Source organism: Streptomyces sp. NPDC093064, assembly GCF_044754605.1.
In the GTDB taxonomy this organism is placed as follows: Bacteria; Actinomycetota; Actinomycetes; order Streptomycetales; family Streptomycetaceae; genus Streptomyces.
The window spans coordinates 268,069-288,001 of sequence record NZ_JBIVPK010000001.1; the positions used below are offsets into that span (position 1 = coordinate 268,069).

General features: G+C 70.6%; 16 protein-coding genes. 9 read left to right on the forward strand and 7 right to left on the reverse strand.

Annotated elements, in window-relative coordinates:
• Positions 1-20: 20 nt before the first annotated feature.
• A complete protein-coding gene (locus tag ACIQFZ_RS01215) occupies positions 21-3,224 on the reverse strand; it encodes a tetratricopeptide repeat protein (protein WP_402690338.1) in 3,204 nt (1,067 codons plus the stop codon).
• 194 nt (positions 3,225-3,418) lie between these two features.
• Here ACIQFZ_RS01215 and ACIQFZ_RS01220 point away from each other — a divergent pair, with 194 nt between their 5' ends.
• Positions 3,419-5,452: a thioredoxin domain-containing protein gene (locus tag ACIQFZ_RS01220; protein WP_402690339.1), complete on the forward strand. Its 2,034-nt coding sequence runs from the start codon at positions 3,419-3,421 to the stop codon at positions 5,450-5,452.
• Positions 5,453-5,827: 375 nt separating this feature from the next.
• Positions 5,828-7,096 carry a glycosyltransferase family 87 protein gene (locus tag ACIQFZ_RS01225; protein WP_402690340.1) on the forward strand — a complete coding sequence of 423 codons (1,269 nt, stop codon included), beginning with the start codon at positions 5,828-5,830 and terminating at the stop codon, positions 7,094-7,096.
• A gap of 9 nt (positions 7,097-7,105) precedes the next feature.
• Here the strand turns inward: ACIQFZ_RS01225 and ACIQFZ_RS01230 are convergent, their stop codons facing one another.
• The 4 genes from ACIQFZ_RS01230 to ACIQFZ_RS01245 form a co-directional block, all read right to left on the reverse strand.
• A complete protein-coding gene (locus tag ACIQFZ_RS01230; RefSeq protein ID WP_402690341.1) occupies positions 7,106-7,837 on the reverse strand; it encodes a Mut7-C RNAse domain-containing protein in 732 nt (243 codons plus the stop codon).
• Positions 7,838-7,871: 34 nt separating this feature from the next.
• A complete protein-coding gene (locus ACIQFZ_RS01235) occupies positions 7,872-8,510 on the reverse strand; it encodes a TetR/AcrR family transcriptional regulator (protein ID WP_383061681.1) in 639 nt (212 codons plus the stop codon).
• A gap of 14 nt (positions 8,511-8,524) precedes the next feature.
• Entirely contained in the window at positions 8,525-10,078 is a 1,554-nt protein-coding gene (locus ACIQFZ_RS01240) for an MFS transporter (RefSeq protein WP_402690342.1), read from the reverse strand.
• Positions 10,079-10,245: 167 nt separating this feature from the next.
• Positions 10,246-10,959, reverse strand: a complete 714-nt coding sequence (locus ACIQFZ_RS01245) for a hemolysin III family protein (RefSeq protein ID WP_376651235.1) — start codon at positions 10,957-10,959, stop codon at positions 10,246-10,248.
• Positions 10,960-11,247: 288 nt separating this feature from the next.
• Between ACIQFZ_RS01245 and ACIQFZ_RS01250 the strand changes: the two genes are divergently transcribed.
• The 3 genes from ACIQFZ_RS01250 (at position 11,248) to ACIQFZ_RS01260 (ending at position 14,859) form a co-directional block, all read left to right on the forward strand.
• Positions 11,248-13,095, forward strand: a complete 1,848-nt coding sequence (locus tag ACIQFZ_RS01250) for a phosphoenolpyruvate carboxykinase (GTP) (RefSeq protein ID WP_402690343.1) — start codon at positions 11,248-11,250, stop codon at positions 13,093-13,095.
• A gap of 247 nt (positions 13,096-13,342) precedes the next feature.
• The gene (gene rfbA, locus ACIQFZ_RS01255) at positions 13,343-14,275 is read left to right on the forward strand and encodes a glucose-1-phosphate thymidylyltransferase RfbA (protein WP_402690344.1); all 933 of its coding nucleotides are present in this window, start codon (positions 13,343-13,345) and stop codon (positions 14,273-14,275) included.
• Positions 14,272-14,859, forward strand: a complete 588-nt coding sequence (locus ACIQFZ_RS01260; protein ID WP_402690345.1) for a dTDP-4-dehydrorhamnose 3,5-epimerase family protein — start codon at positions 14,272-14,274, stop codon at positions 14,857-14,859. The genes rfbA and ACIQFZ_RS01260 overlap by 4 nt, the downstream gene beginning before the upstream one ends.
• 133 nt (positions 14,860-14,992) lie before the next feature.
• Here ACIQFZ_RS01260 and ACIQFZ_RS01265 read toward each other — a convergent pair whose 3' ends face one another.
• Positions 14,993-15,724: a hypothetical protein gene (locus ACIQFZ_RS01265; protein WP_402690346.1), complete on the reverse strand. Its 732-nt coding sequence runs from the start codon at positions 15,722-15,724 to the stop codon at positions 14,993-14,995.
• Between ACIQFZ_RS01265 and ACIQFZ_RS01270 the strand changes: the two genes are divergently transcribed.
• The 3 genes from ACIQFZ_RS01270 (at position 15,707) to rfbD (ending at position 17,942) form a co-directional block, all read left to right on the forward strand.
• Complete coding sequence (locus ACIQFZ_RS01270; RefSeq protein ID WP_402690347.1) at positions 15,707-15,886, forward strand: hypothetical protein; 180 nt, start codon at positions 15,707-15,709, stop codon at positions 15,884-15,886. The two genes, ACIQFZ_RS01265 and ACIQFZ_RS01270, sit on opposite strands and share 18 nt — an antisense overlap.
• A gap of 173 nt (positions 15,887-16,059) precedes the next feature.
• Complete coding sequence (rfbB, locus tag ACIQFZ_RS01275) at positions 16,060-17,034, forward strand: dTDP-glucose 4,6-dehydratase (protein WP_376398671.1); 975 nt, start codon at positions 16,060-16,062, stop codon at positions 17,032-17,034.
• On the forward strand, positions 17,031-17,942 hold the full coding sequence (gene rfbD / locus ACIQFZ_RS01280) for a dTDP-4-dehydrorhamnose reductase (RefSeq protein ID WP_402690348.1): 912 nt from the start codon (positions 17,031-17,033) through the stop codon (positions 17,940-17,942). Before rfbB ends, rfbD begins: the two co-directional genes overlap by 4 nt.
• 55 nt (positions 17,943-17,997) lie before the next feature.
• Here rfbD and ACIQFZ_RS01285 read toward each other — a convergent pair whose 3' ends face one another.
• Positions 17,998-18,468 (reverse strand): tetratricopeptide repeat protein, encoded by a 471-nt coding sequence (locus ACIQFZ_RS01285; protein WP_402690349.1) that lies wholly within the window; start codon positions 18,466-18,468, stop codon positions 17,998-18,000.
• A gap of 343 nt (positions 18,469-18,811) precedes the next feature.
• Between ACIQFZ_RS01285 and ACIQFZ_RS01290 the strand changes: the two genes are divergently transcribed.
• Positions 18,812-19,906 carry a glycosyltransferase gene (locus ACIQFZ_RS01290; RefSeq protein WP_402690452.1) on the forward strand — a complete coding sequence of 365 codons (1,095 nt, stop codon included), beginning with the start codon at positions 18,812-18,814 and terminating at the stop codon, positions 19,904-19,906.
• Positions 19,907-19,933: the final 27 nt, after the last annotated feature.

Sequence of the window (19,933 nt, forward strand, 5' to 3'; positions counted from 1 at the left end):
CCGGGCGGGCGGTGCCGCTCTCAGCTCTCGCCGTCCGGCACCGCCACCCCCATCACCTCCCGCGCGTGCCGCTCGGGCACCATGCCCAGGCGCCAGGCCTGCCAGCCCGCCTCCAGGCTCACGCCGCGCTCCAGGAGAAGCTGGTAGGCCTCGACGTAGTCGTTCAGCTTCCCGTCGCGCAGCGGATGGCCGCCGCGGGCGAGCTGGGCCAGTTCCTCCTGGGCCACCGCCGTGCCGACCTCCGTACCGCCGGGGGCCGCGTACGGCAGCAGGGTGCAGCGCAGGAACCTGGCCCAGTCCTCACCGCGACGGTCGCCGTAGGAGGCGAACAGGGCCAGCGCCTCGTCACACAGGGACAGCGCCTGCTGGGTGCGCGCGTTCCCGGCGTCCACGACGGCCAGCTCCAGACACGTCCACGCCTCGCCGTGCGCGACACCGATGCGCTGGAAGTCGGCGCGGGCGTCGACGAGGAGCTGGCGGGCGAAACCGGAGTTGCGCAGTGACCCGGTCTGCGCCGCCCGCTGGTCCCGGGTGACCCGGGCCGAGTGATGCCGGGCGCAGGCCAGCCCGTACACGTCCCGCATCCGGGAGAACATGGTGCGGGCGCGCTCCAGCTCGCGCACCGCCTGGTCGAGGCCGCCGGTCTCCTCCAGCGCCTGACCGAGGTAGTACAGCGTCCACGCCTCGCCGCGCGCGTCCTCGTTGTCCCGGTGCCGTGCCGCCGCCTGCCGCAGCTCCTCCACGGCCTCGGCCGTGTCGCCGGCCATCAGCCGGGCCCGGGCCAGCTGGGTGAGGGCCCAGGCCTCGCCGCGGGCGTCCTGGGTGCGGCGGTTGCGGTCCAGTGCCTGGCGCAGGTCCGCCTCGGCGCGCTCCACGTCGCCCCTGCGCAGCGCGAGCTGGCCCAGCTGGAAGTGGGCCCACGCCTCGCCGTGCACCGACCCGCCCTCCCGGTGCAGCACCAGCGACCGGGTCAGCAGCTCCAGCGCCTCCGCCAGGTGCGCCCGGTCCCGCTCCACCGCCGCCAGCGCGTGCATCGTCCAGGCGCGGTCGGTCGCCAGCTCGGGCGCCGACTGAAGGTCGAGAGCCTCGCGCAGCCGGGCCGCCGCCTCCGTCAGGTTGCCCTGGTGGTGCAGCGTGATGCCGAGGGAGTTCAGCGCGCGGGCCGCGCCCGCGTCGTGGTGGGCCTCCCGGTAGAGGTCGACGACCGAGGCCAGCGTGGTACGCGCCTTGTCCAGCTCGCCGAGCTGGCGAGCCGCGATACCGGTACGCCACTGCACCGACCGGACCAGCAGCCCCTGGTCGACGGCCTCGGTCAGCTCGCTGATCTCCCCCAGCCGGTACAGGTCGCCGCGCAGCAGGCAGTAGTCGCACAGGGCGCCGAGCAGGTTCAGCACGGTTCCCTGGTTCACGCCCTCCGCGTGCCGGAGGGCCGCCGTGATGAAGCTCGACTCGTCGTCCAACCAGCGCAGCGCCTCGTCCAGGGAGGTGAAGCCGTGCGGGCTGAAGCGGTCCGAGCGGGTCGACATGTTCCCGTCGACCAGGCGCAGCACCGAGTCGGCCAGCTCGGCGTAGTTCTCGATCAGCCGCTCCTGCGCCGCCGTCCGCTCGGCGGGGTTCTCCTCGTCCAGCAGACGCGCGTGAGCGAAGGCCCGCACCAGGTCGTGCAGCCGGTAGCGGTTGCCCCGCACGTGGTCGATCAGGCCCGCCCGGGCGAGGGCCGCCAGGTGCCGGTTCGCCTCCGCCTCGTCCGCGGCCAGCAGCGCGGCCGCCGCCGCGCCGCCCATCGAGGCGCGACCGGCCAGCGCGAGCCGCCTCAGCAGCCGGCGGGCCTGCTCCGACTGGTCGGTGTAGCGCAGCCACAGTGCCCGCTCCACCGGTTCCACCGGGCCGTACGCGCCCAGATCCGTGGCCAGTTGACGCGGTGAGCGCGGACCGAGACAGGAGCCCGCGATCCGCAGCGCCAGCGGCAGCCCGCCGCACAACCGCCCGATCCGGTCGGTGGACTCCGCGTCGTAGGGCCCCGAGCTGTCCTGTGCGGCGGCGGTCAGCAGCTCCTCCGCGCCGACCGCGTCCAATGCCTGGACGGGCAGCTGGTGCACCCAGGCCGGCAGGTCTGCGGGCAGCCGGAGCGGCTCGCGGGCGGTCACCAGGACGAGGCTGTCGGACCGCTCGGGGACCAGGGCGCGGACCTGCTCGGCGTCCGAGGCGTCGTCCAGCACGATCGTGACCGGCAGCCCCGTCAGATGCTGGTGGTACAGCTCGCCCAGCCGTTTGAGCTGCTGCTCAGGGGAGGAGCGTTCGCGGAACAGCAGTTGCTCGCGGGGCGCGCCGAGCCGGTTCAGCAGGTGCAGCAGGGCGTCGCGGGTGGGCAGCGGCGGCTCGTCCTGGCTGCCGCCGCGCAGGTCGACCACGACCGCGCCCCGGAACTGGTCCCTCAGATCGTGGGCCGCGCGCACCGCCAGCGTGCTGCGGCCGGAGCCCGGCGCTCCGTGCAGGACCACGACGGTCGGCCGGGTCTGGGTGGACGCGCGGGCCGCCTGCACCCACTGCCGGATCCGTGCCATCTCCTCCCGTCGCCCCGCGAACACGTCCTCCGAGTCGGGCAGTTGACCGAACGACTGCTCAAGGACACTGCGTCTGCGGGCCGCCGCGCTCTTGTCCGTGCCGCGCAGCCGGGGCGCCGCCTTCTTCGGCGTGGTGGACGCGCTCAGCACGCGCTGCTGGTCGAGGAACGGGCGGATGCCGCGCACCTCCAGCGCGGTCAGCCACTGCAACCGCAGCTGCTCCGGACCGCCGGGCTGGCCGGCCGCCCCGGCCCGGCGATGGGCGGCGGGCAGATGGGTGGCGGTCACCTTCACGACGGTGGCGGCGGCGCCCACCACTCCGACAGTGACGCCCGCGCCGACGGCGGTGCCGCCGTCGGTGCCCAGCGCCAGGTCGGCCACGATGGCGGCCAGTCCCGCGACTCCCGCGACGAGCAGGGAAGTTCCGCCGCCCTCACGGGCGTAGCGCTGGCCGAACGTGAGCTGCCCGGCCCCCGACTCGTCCAGCGCCCGCGTGTAGGCCTCGTACTCCTCCGCCGCGGTCTCGGCCATGGTGTCCAGCGCGCCGCGCGCCCGGGACAGCAGCACACTTCCGTCCACCCGGCCGCCCGAGCGGCGAACCTCCTCCTCCACGGCCCGATTCAGCAGCCGCTCGGCGTCCGCCCGATGGCCATCCCGCATGTCCCGTCCCCCTCCGGCGCCAACTCCCTGTCCTACGAGTGTCCTTCGGGTCGGCCGGGAGCGCGAGGGGGGCGGCGATCACTGATGGCCGCGATCGTGGGCCGACCGCCCGGAGAAGAAGTCGGGGCCACACGAGGAGTCGCGGGACGATCACCATCCGCGTCCGGCGGGGCCGGGTGAGGCAGGATGGAGGTATGCCGAACCGACTGGCCCACGAGACGTCCCCGTACCTGCTCCAGCACGCCGACAACCCGGTCGACTGGTGGCCGTGGTCGGCGGAGGCCTTCGAGGAGGCCCGGCGGCGCGATGTCCCCGTGCTGCTGAGCGTCGGGTACAGCAGCTGCCACTGGTGCCATGTCATGGCGCACGAATCCTTCGAGGACCCGGCCACCGCCGCCTTCCTCGACGAGCACTTCGTCAGCGTCAAGGTGGACCGCGAGGAGCGCCCCGACGTCGACGCCGTGTACATGGAGGCCGTGCAGGCCGCCACCGGGCAGGGCGGGTGGCCGATGACCGTGTTCCTCACGCCCGACGCCGAGCCGTTCTACTTCGGCACCTACTTCCCGCCGGAGTCCCGGCACGGCATGCCCTCCTTCGGGCAGGTCCTGGAAGGGGTGCGGCAGGCCTGGCAGACCCGGCGGGAGGAAGTCGCCGACGTCGCCGGGAAGATCGTGCGGGACCTCGCGCAGCGGGAGATCGACTACGGCGCCGCGCGACCCCCCGGCGAGGAGGACCTGGCGCAGGCGCTGCTCGCGCTGACCCGGGAGTACGACGCGAAGCGCGGCGGGTTCGGCGGGGCGCCGAAGTTCCCGCCGTCGATGGTGATCGAGTTCCTGCTGCGGCACCACGCCCGCACCGGCTCCGAGGGCGCCCTCCAGATGGCGGCGGACACCTGCGAGCGGATGGCCCGCGGGGGCATCCACGACCAGCTCGGCGGCGGCTTCGCCCGGTACTCCGTCGACCGCGACTGGGTGGTGCCGCACTTCGAGAAGATGCTGTACGACAACGCCCTGCTGTGCCGGGTCTACGCTCACCTGTGGCGGGCCACCGGCTCCGATTTCGCCCGCCGGGTCGCCCTCGCGACCGCCGACTTCATGGTGCGCGAACTGCGCACCGCGGAAGGCGGGTTCGCCTCGGCACTGGACGCCGACAGCGACGACGGCTCGGGCCGGCACGTCGAGGGTGCCTACTACGTCTGGACCCCCGCCCAGCTGCGTGAGGCCCTCGGCGCCGAGGACGCCGAACTCGCCGCCCGCTGTTTCGGCGTGACCGAGGAGGGCACCTTCGAACACGGCTCTTCCGTCCTGCAACTCCCCGTGCGGGAGGGCGTTTTCGACGCCGGCCGGGTCGAGTCCGTCCGGCGCCGGTTGCTGGCGAAGCGGGCCGGGCGCCCGGCGCCCGGCCGGGACGACAAGGTCGTCGCCGCCTGGAACGGGCTGGCGATCGCCGCCCTCGCCGAGACCGGTGCCTACTTCGACCGCCCGGACCTGGTCGAGGCCGCCGTCGGCGCCGCCGACCTCCTGGTCCGGCTGCACATGGACGAGCACGCGGGGCTGCGCCGTACCAGCAAGGACGGCCGGGCCGGAGCCAACGCCGGGGTGCTGGAGGACTACGCCGACGTCGCCGAGGGCTTCCTCGCCCTCGCCTCCGTGACCGGCGAGGGCGTCTGGCTGGAGTTCGCCGGGCTGCTCCTCGGGCATGTGCTCACCCGGTTCGCCGACCCGGAGTCGGGAGCCCTCTACGACACGGCCGCCGACGCCGCGAAGCTGATCCGCCGCCCCCAGGACCCCACCGACAACGCGACGCCCTCCGGCTGGACCGCCGCCGCGGGCGCCCTGCTCGGCTACGCGGCCCACACCGGGTCGCACACCCACCGCACCGCGGCCGAGAAGGCGCTGGGTGTCGTCCAGGCACTCGGTCCACGCGTCCCGCGCTTCATCGGCTGGGGGCTGGCCGTCGCCGAGGCCGCGCTCGACGGGCCGCGGGAGGTCGCCGTCGTTGGGCCGTCGCTCGACGACCCGGCCGCACGTCGGCTGCACCGTACGGCACTTCTCGGCACCGCCCCCGGCGCGGTCGTCGCGTACGGCACCCCGGAGAGCGAGGAGTTCCCGCTGCTCGCCGACCGCCCCCTCGTGGACGGCGAGCCGGCCGCCTACGTCTGCCGCGCCTTCACCTGCGACGCCCCGACGACCGACCCGGAGTGGCTGCGCGCGGCGCTCGGCGGGTGAGTCGCGCGGCGTCAGGCCCGGTCACCGGGGTCGAGGCCGCCGGCCAAGTGGTGGAGACGCTGCCGGGTGCGGATGCGCGGTCCCAAGCCCGCCGAACGGGCGAAAAGTGTCGCACTCGTGCACGACACCCCCAGTCCGAAGCGGCACCACCGCTAGGGTTCCCGTGGTCCGAAGCATCGGCGCGATCCGTCTTGAACAGGGCTTTCGCGTGCCAGTTGCGCTGCTCCACGTCCGGCCTCCGCTGACGCGGACCCGGCGCCTCGCCTCATCACACGGGCGCGCCCGTTCGCAGCGCATGGTCTGAGGCGCGGTCCGACGTGCGTCGCCCGACGAGGTGCCGCCGAACGAGGCCGTGGCACGAGGGAAAGGAGTCTCATGATCGGCAACGCACTGGACCGGGGGCGACCTGCGGGACCGCTCTTCGAGTGGGGGATCAGCAGGCTGTTGATGCTGATGCTGGTCTTCGGCCTGGTCCCCCTGCCGATCGTGGACGGGAACGACGACGAAGTCTCCATTTACCAGCACTGGCTGTCGAGCTTTCAGTTCGGGAGTTTTCCCGTTGGTGACGACACCTGGCAGTACCCCCCAGGCATGTCTTTGGCGGTTGTCGCACCCGTGCTGTTGTTCGTGCTCACCTACAAGATGGCTTTCTTCGTGGCCGCCTTCCTGGTCGACGCCGCCGTGTTCGCCGGGCTGGTGCGCACCGGTCGCCGGCCGGAGCGCAGCATGGTGGGCGCCTGGGTCTGGACGCTCGGCGTCCCGCTGCTCGGGTCGATGCCCTACGCGCGTCTGGACATGATGGTCACGGGTGTCTGCGTGGCAGCTCTCCTCTGGTTGCCGTCCCGCGCCGGAACCGGGAGTGCCCTGGTCGGTGTCGGGGCAACCATGAAGCTCTGGCCTGTGCTGGTACTGCTGGGCATCGGGTCGAAAGAGGCCGCGCGCTCGGCCTGGAAGCGTGCCCTGGCAGTCGCGGCCGGTATCTGCCTGACGCTCGGAGCCGTCATGCCCGGGGTGTGGTCCTTCGCCATCGGGCAGCGCAATCGCGGCCTTCAGATCGAGTCGTTCGGGGCGCTGCCCTTCCACGTGGCCCGCCACTTCGGCTGGCCCGGACAGGTACAGCTGGCCTATGGCGCGATGCAGTTCACAGGGCCGTACGTGGAATCCGTGGCACGCGCACTCCTGATCCTCAACGTCCTGGCACTGGCCTGGCTGCTGTGGTTGAGGCTGCGGCTTCCGGCGAGCTTCTTCACGGACGCCGCTCCCTCGTTCCTGGGACTCACCGCAGTCCTGCTCTGCATCTTCACCAGCCGGGTGTTCAGTCCTCAGTTCATGCTCTGGACGGTCGGGCTCGTCGCCGTCGGCACCAGCTGGCGCACCTCCGCGATGCGGGCCCCGGCCCGCCTGATCCTCGCAGCGTGTGGCTTCACCCTGGTCATCTATCCGTTCACCTACTGGAACCTCATCAACGGCACCTGGTCCGCCGTCGCCACCCTGGCAGTACGTGACGGGCTACTGCTGGCCGCCGCGGTGCTCCTCCTGCGCCGGCTCCACTCCGCGACCACCGCGGCCAGGACCCGGCCGGTTCGGACAGGGGCCTTGGTGCCACGGCCACACACCGCCGATGAGGTCGCGCCCACGGGCTGAACAAAACCCCTAGGATCGGCTCGTGAACTCGGCCAGCGCCCGCTGCACGATCGCCTCCAGCTGGTCGTGGTGGGCGCCCTTCCAGTAGGCGCGGCCGCAGTCGCCGCAGCGGGCGAAGACGTCGTACGTGCGGTGCGTGCCGTGCTCGAGCTGGTCGGCCACCTCGTCCTTCGTGGCGTCCCGCAGCAGGCCGTTGCAGGCGGTGCAGCGGGTCCAGGGGCGCAGCTCGGGGCGGAAGCGGTCGAGGACGTCGTGGAGTTGGTCATCGGGGCGGGTGCTGTAGACGTAGGCGCCCGCCCACAGTTCACGACGGCGCAGCAGGCCGCGGTCGCGGCTGAGCATGACCCGCTTCTCGGCGGCCGAGCGGGCGGCGAGTGCCGGGTCGCCGATGTCGGTGGACTCGTAGGCCGTGTCGACGCCCAGCAGGCGCAGTCGGCGGGCGAGGGTGCCCAGGTGCACGTCGAGGAGGAAGCGCAGGGGAGCGCCGGGGACGTGCTGGGGCCGGGCGACGGCGCGCACCTGGACCGTCTCGTCCTCCCGCGGCACGTGCGACACCGGCACCTCACGGCCGTCCACCACCAGCGCGCCGACCTCGGTGAGTGGCACGCCCAGGGACTCCACGACGTGGCCGAGCGTCGAGACGCCGTCCGTGACGACCGCGGTGGCGCCGCGGCGCCGGGCGTGCGGGACGAACAGGTGCAGGCCGGGGGCGAACCCGACGTGGATCTCGGGACCGTTCACCCGGTCAGGATGGCACGGACGCGGGGTCGCGGGCTCACGGATTTTTGGTGGGGAGGCCGTGTTCCAGGACGTCCATGGCCTGGTCCATGAGGTCGCTCAGCTCACCCTTGCATCCGTTCTCGGCCCAGTACAGGGAGACCTCCATCAGGCCGCCCATGAGGGACATGGCGAAGACCCGCACCTCCAGGCTGTCCTGGTCCAGGCCGGTGCGGGCCGCGATGGCCTGGCGGATGAGCAGGCCGGCTTCCGACATGCTCTCCATCATCCGGGCGCGGACCGCGGGAACCTCGACGCCCAGCCGGGCGCGCAGCCGGGACACCTCGGGCTCGTCGGTCATTCCCAGCGCAAGGGCCTTGTGCATCACATGCCGGAGGGAGTCCATCCACGGCTCGTCAACGGGCCGGGCCCGCAGCTCCTCCAGCATGATCTCGTCGTACTCGTCCGTGAGGACGATGTCCTCCTTGGTCGGGAAGTATCGGAAGACGGTCGACGGCGACACCTCGGCGCGGTCGGCGATCTGCTCGATCGTCGTGGCGTCGTACCCCTGCTCCTCGATCAGCGCGTACGTCGCCGTACGGATCGCCTGCCGGGTCTTGAGCTTCTTGCGTTCCCTCAGCCCCATCGGGGGGCGGTCGGCTGGGGTCGTGGTACGTGCGGCCGTCATGAAGGTCATTGTCCGGCATCGGGTCAGGGTCGGGCCATGGCCGGGTGCTCCTCCGGATCGGCCCGTACGGCGCCCTGGGCGGTGCCCGGCAGGAACGCGGCCGCCAGCAGCGCCGCCACCACCGAGGCGATCCCGCCCACCAGCAGCACCAGGCCCATGCCGTGCACGTACGCCGCGTTCGCGGAGGCCGCCAGGTGCGCCGAGCCCGTCCTCCCGGCGACCAGGTGGGCCGCGACCACGGACTGCCCGGCGGTGTGCGCTGTCTCGGCGGGCAGCCCGGTGACGTCGAGCCGGTGCCGGAAGGCGCTCGCCAGGAGGCTGCCGAGCAGGGCGATGCCGACCGCGCCGCCGACCTGGCGCAGCGTCATCAGCAGACCGGATCCGCTGCCCGCCCGGTCGGCGGGCAGGGCGGCCAGTGCTCCGTCCATGGCCGGGACGACGGAGAAACCGAAGCCGACACCGGCGATCGACAGCCACAGGGCGGTGAAGCCGTAGCCGGACTCCACGGTCGTACGGCTGCCCAGCAGCGCGGCGAAGGCGAGCACCACCAGTCCCGCGGCGACCACGGCCCGCGGTCCGAACCGGGCGACGACCGGCTGCGCGCCCTTCGCGGCGACCAGCAGCCCGCCCATCATGGGCAGCAGCCGCACACCGGTGCCGAGCGCGTCGTGGCCGAGCACGGCCTGGAGGTAGGGCGGCAGCACGAACATCAGGCCACTGAGCACGAACATCACCAGGGTCGCGGCGATCACGTTGAACAGGAAGCCGCGTCGGGCGAGCAGCGTCATGTCGAGCATGGGGCGGGCCTCGCGGCGCTCGCGCAGCACGAGCCCGGCCAGGAGGACGGCGGCCGCCGTGAACGCGGCGAGCACCAGCGGGTCGCCCCAGCCGCGGTCGGGCGCCTCGATGATCGCGTAGACGAGCGCGCCGAGACCGGTCGCGGTGAACGCCGTGGACAGCGCGCCGACCTTCGGGGAGGCCGGATCGCGGGTCTCGGGGAGCAGCAGGAGGCAGGCCGCGACGCCGAGGCCGGCCATGGGCACGTTGATGAGGAAGACCGAGCCCCACCAGAAGTGGTTCAGCAGCCAGCCGCCGATGATCGGGCCGAGCGGCAGGCCGAGCGCCGAGGCGGCCGAGATGACGCCGACGGCCTTGGCGCGCTCCTCGGGCCCGAACATCGAGGGCAGCACGGACAGCGCCAGCGGCATGACGAGTGCCGAGCCGACGCCCATGACCGCACGGGCGGCGATCACCCCGCCGACGTCGCCGGTCAGGGCGCCCACCACGGAACCGGCGAGGAAGACCGCGAGCCCGGCGATCAGCATCAGCCGCCGTCCGAACCGGTCGCCGAGGAGTCCGGCGGGGAGCATCAGCGCGGCGAAGACGACGACGTACGCGTCCGCCATCCACTGCTGCTGCCCGGTCGAGGCGCCGAGTTCCCTCGCCATGGTCGGCAGGGCGACGTTGAGGATCGTCATGTCGAAGCCGAGCACCAGCATGCTCGCGACCAGGGCCGCGAGGGCCCACCAGCGGCGGGGATCGCGCCGTACGTCTTCGGCGTGGGTGAGAGTAGCCATGAAATGAGAGTAGCTCTCAAAATCAATGCTCTGTCAATCGGTATCGACTGTCGAATACGTTCCGGGCCTCCTTCCGGCGGTGTCCGGGCTCCTCCGGGGTTTTCGGGCACACGGAAACGGCCACGGCTCGTGTGAGTCGTGGCCGGGTGGGGGAGGGGTGTGAGGCGTTACGCGTGCTGGTAGGCCACCAGCGAGATGCCCACGTAGTGCACCACGAAGGCGGCCAGCGTGAAGCTGTGGAAGACCTCGTGGAAGCCGAACCAGCGCGGTGACGGGTTCGGCCGCTTGATGCCGTAGACGACGCCGCCCGCGCTGTAGAGGAGCCCGCCGACGACGACCAGGACCAGGACGGCGATGCCACCGGTGCGCAGGAAGTCCGGCAGGAAGAAGACGGCCGCCCAGCCCATCGCGATGTAGCAGGGGGTGTAGAGCCAGCGCGGGGCGCCGACCCAGAAGACGCGGAAGGCGATGCCGGCGGCAGCCGCGCCCCATATGCCCCACAGCAGCCACTGCCCCTTGGTGCTGGGCAGGAGCAGCAGGGTGAGCGGTGTGTACGTGCCCGCGATGATCAGGAAGATGTTCGCGTGGTCGAGCCTGCGCAGCACGCCGCCCATGCGCGGCCCCCAGTTGCCCCGGTGGTACAGCGCGCTCACGCCGAAGAGCAGGCAGGCGGTGAGGACGTAGATCCCGCAGGCGATGCGTCCGCGGGTGGAGCCGGCCAGCGCGGTGAGTGCGAGCCCTGCGACGAGTACGGCCGGGAACATGCCGAGATGCAGCCAGCCGCGCAGCTTCGGCTTGACCTGGTGCGGCAGGGAGGGCGCGACGGGACCGCGGCCGGCGACCGGCGTGTCCAGGGGCGCGTCGGAGGCGGACGCAGTCATGCGCGCATCGTACCTACGACACCGTAAGTCGTGAATCAGCGCCGGACCGTGAGCACCGGCGAACGGGCCGAACGCAAAAAGACCTTCAGTCGAATCCAACGTGGACGCAAAGAATCGCGGGCATCGTGGCATTACTCACGTCGCTCACCTGTGACGCCCCCTGGACAGATGGGCACTCTCGTCGGATGATCAAATGAGTGCGGTCGGCACCGGATGAGCGGCTACGAAGCATCCGGGTCGCAGCCCCCACGGGGCGACAAGACAAAAACCCCTCATTTAGGAGCGATCGTGGCGCGCGACATCGCGGCTCCCCCCGTCATCCCCACCCACCACAAGGAACTGATCTCGTGGGTCAATGAGATCGCCGAACTGACGCAGCCGGACAGCGTGGTCTGGTGTGACGGATCCGAGGCCGAGTACGAGCGACTGTGCGAGGAGCTCGTCCAGAAGGGCACCTTCCGGAAACTCGACCCGATCAAGCGCCCCAACTCCTACTACGCGGCGTCGGACCCGTCCGACGTGGCCCGCGTGGAGGACCGGACGTTCATCTGTTCCGAGAAGGACGAGGACGCAGGTCCGACCAACCACTGGAAGGCGCCCGCCGAGATGCGGGAGATCTTCCAGGGGGCGGACGGCAAGGGAGGGATCTTCCGCGGCTCGATGAAGGGCCGGACGATGTACGTCGTCCCGTTCTGCATGGGCCCGCTGGGCTCGCCGCTGTCCGCGGTCGGCGTCGAGATCACCGACTCCGCCTATGTCGCGGTGTCCATGCGCACCATGACCCGCATGGGACAGCCGGTGCTGGACGAGCTCGGCGACGACGGCTTCTTCGTCAAGGCCGTCCACACCCTGGGCGCCCCGCTGGAGCCGGGCCAGGAGGACGTCCCGTGGCCGTGCAACTCCACCAAGTACATCTCGCACTTCCCCGAGACCCGCGAGATCTGGTCCTACGGCTCGGGCTACGGCGGCAACGCGCTGCTCGGCAAGAAGTGCTACGCCCTGCGCATCGCCTCCGTCATGGCGCGCGACGAGGGCTGGCTGGCCGAGCACATGCTGATCCTCAAGCTCACCCCGCCCACCGGTGAGGCCAAGTACGTCGCCGCCGCCTTCCCGAGCGCCTGCGGCAAGACCAACCTCGCCATGCTGGAGCCGACGATCTCCGGCTGGACCGTCGAGACCATCGGTGACGACATCGCGTGGATGCGGTTCGGCGAGGACGGCCGGCTGTACGCGATCAACCCCGAGGCCGGCTTCTTCGGCGTCGCGCCCGGCACGGGTGAGCACACCAACGCCAACGCCATGAAGACGCTGTGGGGCAACTCGGTCTTCACCAACGTCGCCCTCACCGACGACGGCGACGTGTGGTGGGAGGGCATGACGGAGGAGACCCCGGCGCACCTCACCGACTGGAAGGGCAACTCCTGGACCCCCGCGTCCGAGGCGCCCGCCGCCCACCCCAACGCCCGCTTCACCACGCCCGCCGCGCAGTGCCCGATCATCGCGCCGGAGTGGGAGGACCCCAAGGGTGTGCCGATCTCGGCGATCCTCTTCGGCGGCCGCCGCGCCTCCGCGGTGCCGCTGGTGACGGAGTCCTTCGACTGGAACCACGGCGTCTTCCTCGGCGCCAACGTCGCCTCCGAGAAGACGGCCGCCGCCGAGGGCAAGGTCGGCGAGCTGCGCCGCGACCCGTTCGCCATGCTGCCGTTCTGCGGCTACAACATGGGCGACTACATGGGCCACTGGATAGAGGTCGGCAAGGCCGCCGAGCAGCGTGACGGCGACCAGTCCAAGCTGCCGAAGATCTACTACGTCAACTGGTTCCGCAAGAACGACGAGGGCAAGTTCGTCTGGCCCGGCTTCGGCGAGAACAGCCGCGTCCTGAAGTGGATCGTGGAGCGCCTGGACGGCACGGCCGAGGGCGTCGAGACCCCGATCGGCGTCCTGCCGACCAAGGGGGGCCTGGACACCGACGGCCTGGACCTGTCGGACTCCGACCTGGACTTCCTGCTCACCGTCGACAAGGACGTGTGGCGCGAGGAGGCCGCTCTGGTCCCCGAACACCTGAACACCTTCGGTGACCACACGCCCAAGGAGCTGTGGGACCAGTACCGCGCGCTCGTCGAGCGCCTGGGCTGACAGGGGCCCCCAACCCCCCCCCCCCCCAACCCCGGGGCCGCGGGTCCGTCTGGCCCTCACCGGCGACGCCCCCCGCCCGGGGGGGGGGGCCCCCCCGGGGGGGGGGGGCCCCCCCGGGGGGGCCCCCCCGGCCTCTCCGGCGTGTGGGGCCGTGAACGCCTCCAGATGTGCCTGTTGTTCGGGCGACAAATCATGTGAAGCCGTGTGCAAAAGCCGCATTCGGGCGCAACTCCCCTATGGTGAGGCCATGCGTGGAATCCTGTTGGCCGGGGGCACCGGCTCGCGACTGTGGCCATTGACCCGATCGGTCTCGAAACAATTGCTTCCCGTATTCGACAAGCCGATGGTCTACTACCCGCTTTCCACACTCGTGATGGCCGGAATCCGGGAGATTCTGATCATCACTACCCCCGAAGACCAGCACCAGTTCCGTCGGTTGCTCGGGGACGGCGGAAAACTCGGCCTTCGGCTGGAGTACGTGGCACAGGAGCGCCCAGAGGGCATTGCCCAGGCCTTTCTGCTGGGCGCCGACTTCATCGGGGACGGCCCGGTCGCCCTCATTCTGGGCGACAACATCTTCCATGGCACCGGACTCGGCACACAGCTGGCAGGCCACGAGGGGCTGACGGGCGGCAAGGTGTTCGCCTACCAGGTGGCCAACCCCTCGGCGTACGGTGTGGTGGAGTTCGACGAGCGGGGCCGCGCTCTGTCCATCGAGGAGAAACCGACCCGGCCCAAGTCCCGGTACGCGGTGCCCGGACTCTACTTCTACGACAGTCACGTTGTGGAACTCGCCCGCGGTCTACGGCCCAGCGCCAGGGGCGAGTTGGAGATCACCGACCTCAACCGCGGCTATCTGGAAGCCGGCGCCCTGCACGTCACACGGCTCGACCGGGGCACGGCGTGGCTCGACACCGGCACCTTCACCTCCATGGTCCAGGCCGCGGAGTTCGTCCGGGTCATCGAGGACCGGCAGGGGCTCAAGGTCGGCTGCCTCGAGGAGGCGGTCTGGCGGGCCGGCCTGATCGACGACGACGGGCTCCGCGAGCTGGCCCGGCCGCTGCTCAAGAGCGGATACGGCCACTACCTGCTGGGGCTGCTGGACGACTTGCGGCCCGTCCTTGCGCCTCCGAGGGGCGACGGATCGCGTCCTGTGCGGCAAAAGGAGGCAATCAAGTGAAACCGCTGGGCATCGAAGGCGCCTGGGTGCACACGCCCACGGTGTTAACGGACAACCGGGGCCGATTCCACGAGTGGTTCAGAAGTGACAGGTTCCATGATGCCGTCGGGCAAGGCCTCCGGCTCGCACAGGCCAACTGCTCCCGTTCGGTGCGCGGCACGCTCCGCGGAATCCACTACGCGTCGGTCCCGCCGGGCCAGGCCAAGTATGTGACCTGTGTCAGTGGTGCTGTCCTGGACGTCGTGGTCGACATCCGCACCGGATCCCCGACATTCGGGAAATGGGAGGCGATTCGGCTCGACGACGTGACGCACAACTGCGTCTACCTCTCGGAAGGGCTGGGCCACGCCTTCATGGCGCTGGACGACAACTCCACCGTCGTCTATCTGTGTTCTCAGGAATATGCACCTCAGCGCGAGTACGGAATCCATCCCCTCGACCCTTCTCTGGACATCGACTGGCCCGAGGATGTCGAGGTGCGGCTTTCCGGCAAGGATGCCGCGGCGCCCACCCTGGACGAAGCGGAGCGGCAGGGTCTGCTGCCTTCCTTCGAGGCCTGCGCGGAATTGAGGCCGCACGGGTGATCCTCAGCATGTCACGGAATCAAGTCGTAATAATCCGGTCGCAACGAGTCAACACTTGTTCTGTCCGTGGCCAAGTGCGACGTGACGGGCATGGAGAAAGCACCTCCGCGCGTGCGTATGCCCTTGGGTCCTTTCAAGTTCTGGGGAAGCTCTCTTGAACCGAAGAACAATTCGACGTTCGCGTCTGAAGCGTGCCGCGCTGGTGTCGACGGGGGCGCTCGCTGTTGCGCTCAACGTTGTTCCGAACACGACGGCCATCGCCGACGCGATCCAGAGGTCCAACGCCAACAGGGTCACCGCGCGACTCGAACCGAGTGACGCTGTGAGCGAAGATGGCGGGCGCGGCCATGACCGAGGTCATGACCATGGTAAGCGCGGCCATCAGGGCAAGCGTGGCCCTCAGGGTCCGCAGGGCCCACAGGGCAAGCAGGGCCCGCAGGGCAAGCAAGGCCCACAGGGCAAGCAGGGCCCACAGGGCAAGCAGGGTCCGCAGGGCCCACAGGGTAAGCAGGGCGCGCAGGGTAACCAGGGCCCACAGGGTAGGCAAGGCCCACAGGGTCCGCAGGGTCGTCAGGGTGCGCAGGGCAACCAGGGTCCGCAGGGTCGTCAGGGTGCGCAGGGCAACCAGGGTCCGCAGGGTCGTCAGGGTGCGCAGGGCAACCAGGGTCCGCAGGGTCGTCAGGGTGCGCAGGGCAACCAGGGTCCGCAGGGTCGTCAGGGTGCGCAGGGCAACCAGGGTCCGCAGGGTCGTCAGGGCGCGCAGGGCTTCCAGGGCAACCAGGGAGCTCAGGGCGCACAGGGTACGGTCGGCACCACCTACGTCGTGAGTGAAACGGGTACGCGTTCGGTGACCGCGTCCTGCCACACCGGTGACTTCGCCACCGGCGGCGGTGCCCTGGCCGAGAACGGCGACCTCATCGAGACCTTCCCATTGGGCACCAACCCGCCCACCGGCTGGCAGGCCACCACCACCGCGAACAACACGGGCGACATCGTCGCGTACGTGGTCTGCGTCCACCCGACGTAACCCCCGGGCGATCGCCGGTGCCGTAGCGGCCGCCGGCTTCACCCGCGAATGAGTGACAGTGCCCCGGGGCCTCGGCTCCGGGGCGCCGTCCGCGTTGTGCCCGCGCACGCGACTCCGGAACCGGCAGGAGACCCCGGTGCCGAAGTCGCGGGCAGCAAGAAAATCGGAGAATGATGCGCATCCTCGTAACCGGCGGTGCCGGATTCATCGGTTCGGAGTACGTCCGGCGGCGGCTGGACCCGGATCCGACGGCGCGGATCACCGTCCTCGACAAACTCACCTACTCCGGCGTCGAGGCGAACCTGGCACCGGTGGCGGAACACCCGGGCTACGCCTTCGTTCGGGGCGACATCTGCGATCCGGACGTGGTCGACCAGGTGATGGCGGGCCACGACGCGGTGGTGCACTTCGCTGCCGAGTCGCACGTGGACCGGTCGATCGACGGGGCCGGTCCGTTCGTCCGCACCAATGTGATGGGCACCCAAGTGCTCCTCGACGCGGCCCACCGGCACGGCGTCGGCCGATTCGTCCATGTGTCCACCGACGAGGTGTACGGCTCGGTCAGCGAAGGCTCGTGGACCGAGGGGTGGCCACTGGCACCGAACTCCCCTTACTCCGCCTCGAAGGCTGGCTCCGACCTGCTGGCTCTCGCCTACCACCGCACCCACGGTCTGGACGTGGTCGTCACCCGGTGCACGAACAACTACGGGCCCCGCCAGTTCCCCGAGAAGGTCATCCCGCTCTTCATCACCAACCTGCTTGACGGGAAAACGGTCCCCCTGTACGGCGACGGCAGCAACGTCCGCGACTGGCTGCACGTCTCCGACCACTGCCGGGGCATCGACCTGGTCCTGCGCGGCGGCCGGGCCGGAGAGGTCTACAACATTGGCGGCGGAACCGAGTTGACCAACCACAAGCTCACCGGGCTGCTGCTGGACGCGGTCGGCGCGGGCTGGGACCGGGTCGAGTACGTGGCCGACCGCAAGGGCCATGACCTGCGCTACTCGCTGGACGACGGCAAGATCCGCGAGCAACTGGGCTACACCCCGCAGGTGTCCTTCACGGACGGCCTGGCCGCCACGGTCGACTGGTACCGCACGCATCGCTCCTGGTGGGAGCCGCTGAAGGAGAGGGCCGCGCTGCGATGAGCACGACCTGGCTGGTGACCGGTGCACACGGGCTCCTCGGCCAGGACGTGCTGGCCGAACTCGCCGCCGATCCGGACACCGTGGTGACGGGACTGAGGCGGGAGCAGCTCGACATCACCGACCCGACCGCCGTACGCGCAGCCGTCACAGGTCACCGAGTCGTCGTCAACTGCGCTGCCTGGACGGACGTCGACGGCGCCGAGCGGTCCGAGACCGCGGCAACAGCCGTGAACGGCACGGGCGTCCGCCACCTCGCACACGCCTGCGCGGACAGCGGCGCAATCCTGCTGCACATCTCCACGGATTACGTGTTTCCGGGCGACGCCCGTCGGCCGTACCCCGAAGAGGCGCCGACGGGGCCGGTGAACGCGTACGGGCGAAGCAAACTGGCGGGGGAACGGGCAGTCGTCGAACTCCTCCCGCACACCGGCTACATCGTGCGCACCGCCTGGCTCTACGGCGCGCATGGCCCGAACTTCGTGGCCACCATGCTCGAACTCGCCGCCCGGCGCGAGACGCTGGACGTGGTGGCCGACCAGCACGGCCAGCCGACCTGGTCCCGGGCGCTCGCCCGGCAGCTGGCCGCCCTCGGCCGCGCCGCATTGACCGGACGGGCACCGGCCGGCATCTATCACGGCACGGCGGCCGGCCGCACCACGTGGTGCGGCCTGGCGCGGGAGATCTTCCGGCTCGGCGGGCTCGACCCCGAGCGGATCCGCCCGGTCGGCTCGGACAAGTTCCCACGGCCGGCCGCCCGCCCGGCTTTCGGTGTCCTCGGTCACGGCAACTGGCTGCGGGCCGGCCTCGTCCCCCTCGCTCCGTGGGACGACCAGTTGTCGGCGGCGCTGAAGGAGCCCGAGTTCGCCGCCCGGGCCGCGGCGGCGCGTACGAGCACCCGACGCACGTAGCAGGCGCCCGGCGGAACCTCAGGGTCCGCCGGGCGCCTGCGGAGTCGCCGGGCAATCATCGGCTCGCGGCGTCCCGCAACTCTTCCGGCACTTGGGAGAGGAGCTTGTGATCGACCGCGACCGCACGACGGAACGCGTCCCCGGCCTCGCCCTTGCGGCCCTTCGCCGCCAGGAGCTGACCCAGTTGCAGATGGACCGCGGCTGCCTTCGGATCGACGGCAGCGGCACGCCCGAGCAGCTCAATGGCCCGGTCGGGGTCACTCGATCTCAGCATGTACGCCTCGCTGTAGAGAGCGGACATGAAGTGCGGATCGATTTCGAGAGCCTTCTCGAAGTTTGTGCGGGCATCCGCCATCCTGCCGTACTGCTGATCGATGACCCCGAGGCCGTACCAGGCGTTCTTGTTCCTGGGGTCCATTTCCAGGACGCGCCGGTAGTCCTGGGCAGCCCCAAGGGGATCCCGGCTGACCTGGCGCTGAAGGGCGGACCGCAGAAGCGAGTCTGCCGACTTGGCGTTCCCGGCCACTGAACCGGCCCTGGATTCCGACGGCCCTGCCGACGGGGAGTGAATCGCCCAGACGGCCACCCCGGTGGCAACCGTCGTGGCCGCGGCGAGTCCTGCCCACAATCTCGTACGTTTCACTGTGTCACTTTTCGTGGAGGGTGGCGGACGGATGGAGTTGGCCTGTCATAGGTGGTCGGCACCGACGTTACGAGGCCGTCCCGATCGTGGAGCGATTCGGCAGGCGCCCGGGCCGTTCAGACCACTCGGATGCACGAGCCGTGAGAATGGTTTCGGCCCAGCCTCTTTGCGTGGCTTTCAGCGGCTGGATTGGATGGGACCCGTGAAGTCAACGGTCTGTTTGAACATGATCGTCAAGGACGAAGCTGCGGTGATCCGGCGTTGTCTCGAATCCGTACGGCCCTTGATCGACACTTGGGTCATCGTGGACACCGGCTCCACCGACGGCACGCAGGACATCATCCGCGACGCCTACAGCGACCTGCCCGGCGAACTGCATGAACGGCCCTGGAAGGGGTTCGACGGCAGCCGTACCGAGGCGATCGAACTCGCCCGCGCCGCTGCGGACTACCTGCTCTTCATGGACGCCGACGACGTGATGGACGTGGCGCCCGGCCCTCGAATGCCGGAGCTGACGCGCGACGCCTACTGGGTCGGCGTCAGCAGCGGGCGCATCAGATACCGGCGCCGCGCCCTGGTCTCGACCAAGTTGCCGTGGCGCTACGTCGGCGTCCTGCACGAGTACCTCGACTGCGGTTCGCAGTACACCCAGGGGAATCTGGAAGGCGCCACCATCGTCATCGTGGGCGGAGGGGGACGCAGCAGGGGTAAAAGCCCGCGGGAGAAGTACCTGGGAGACGCAGAGATCCTCCAGCAGGGCCTGATCAAGGAGCCTGACAACGAGCGTTATGTGTTCTACCTGGCCCAGACCTGGCGCAGCGCCGGTGAGCTCGAGAAGGCGATCGAAGCCTATGACCGCCGGGCGGGCATGGGCGGCTGGGACGAGGAGGTCTTCTGCTCCCGTCTGTACGCGGCGTTGTTCGCCGAAGAGCTGGGGCGGCCGCCGGCCGAGGTGATGGACCGCTACCTCGGTGCGCACGAGAGCCGCCCCAAACGCGCCGAAGCGCTCGGCGAACTCGCGCGCTGGTGCCGCCTCAACGGGCAGCGCTGGCCACTCGCCCACCTGTTCGCGCGAGAGGCGGCACGCCTCCCGTATCCGAGCGACGACCACCTGTTCGTCGCGTCCGACTGGTACGAGTGGCGCGCACTCGACGAACTCGCGGTGTCCGCCTACTGGGTCGGGGAGTACCAGGAAGCGGAGGAATGCTGTGAACGCCTGCTGGCAGGCGGCAAGCTGCCCCCCGAGCACCGCGAGCGTGTGATCGAGAATCTCGACTTCGCACGACGCCACCTGCGCTCAAGGGAATTCGTCGGGGTCTGAGGCGGCAGGAGTCGGGCCCCAGGATGT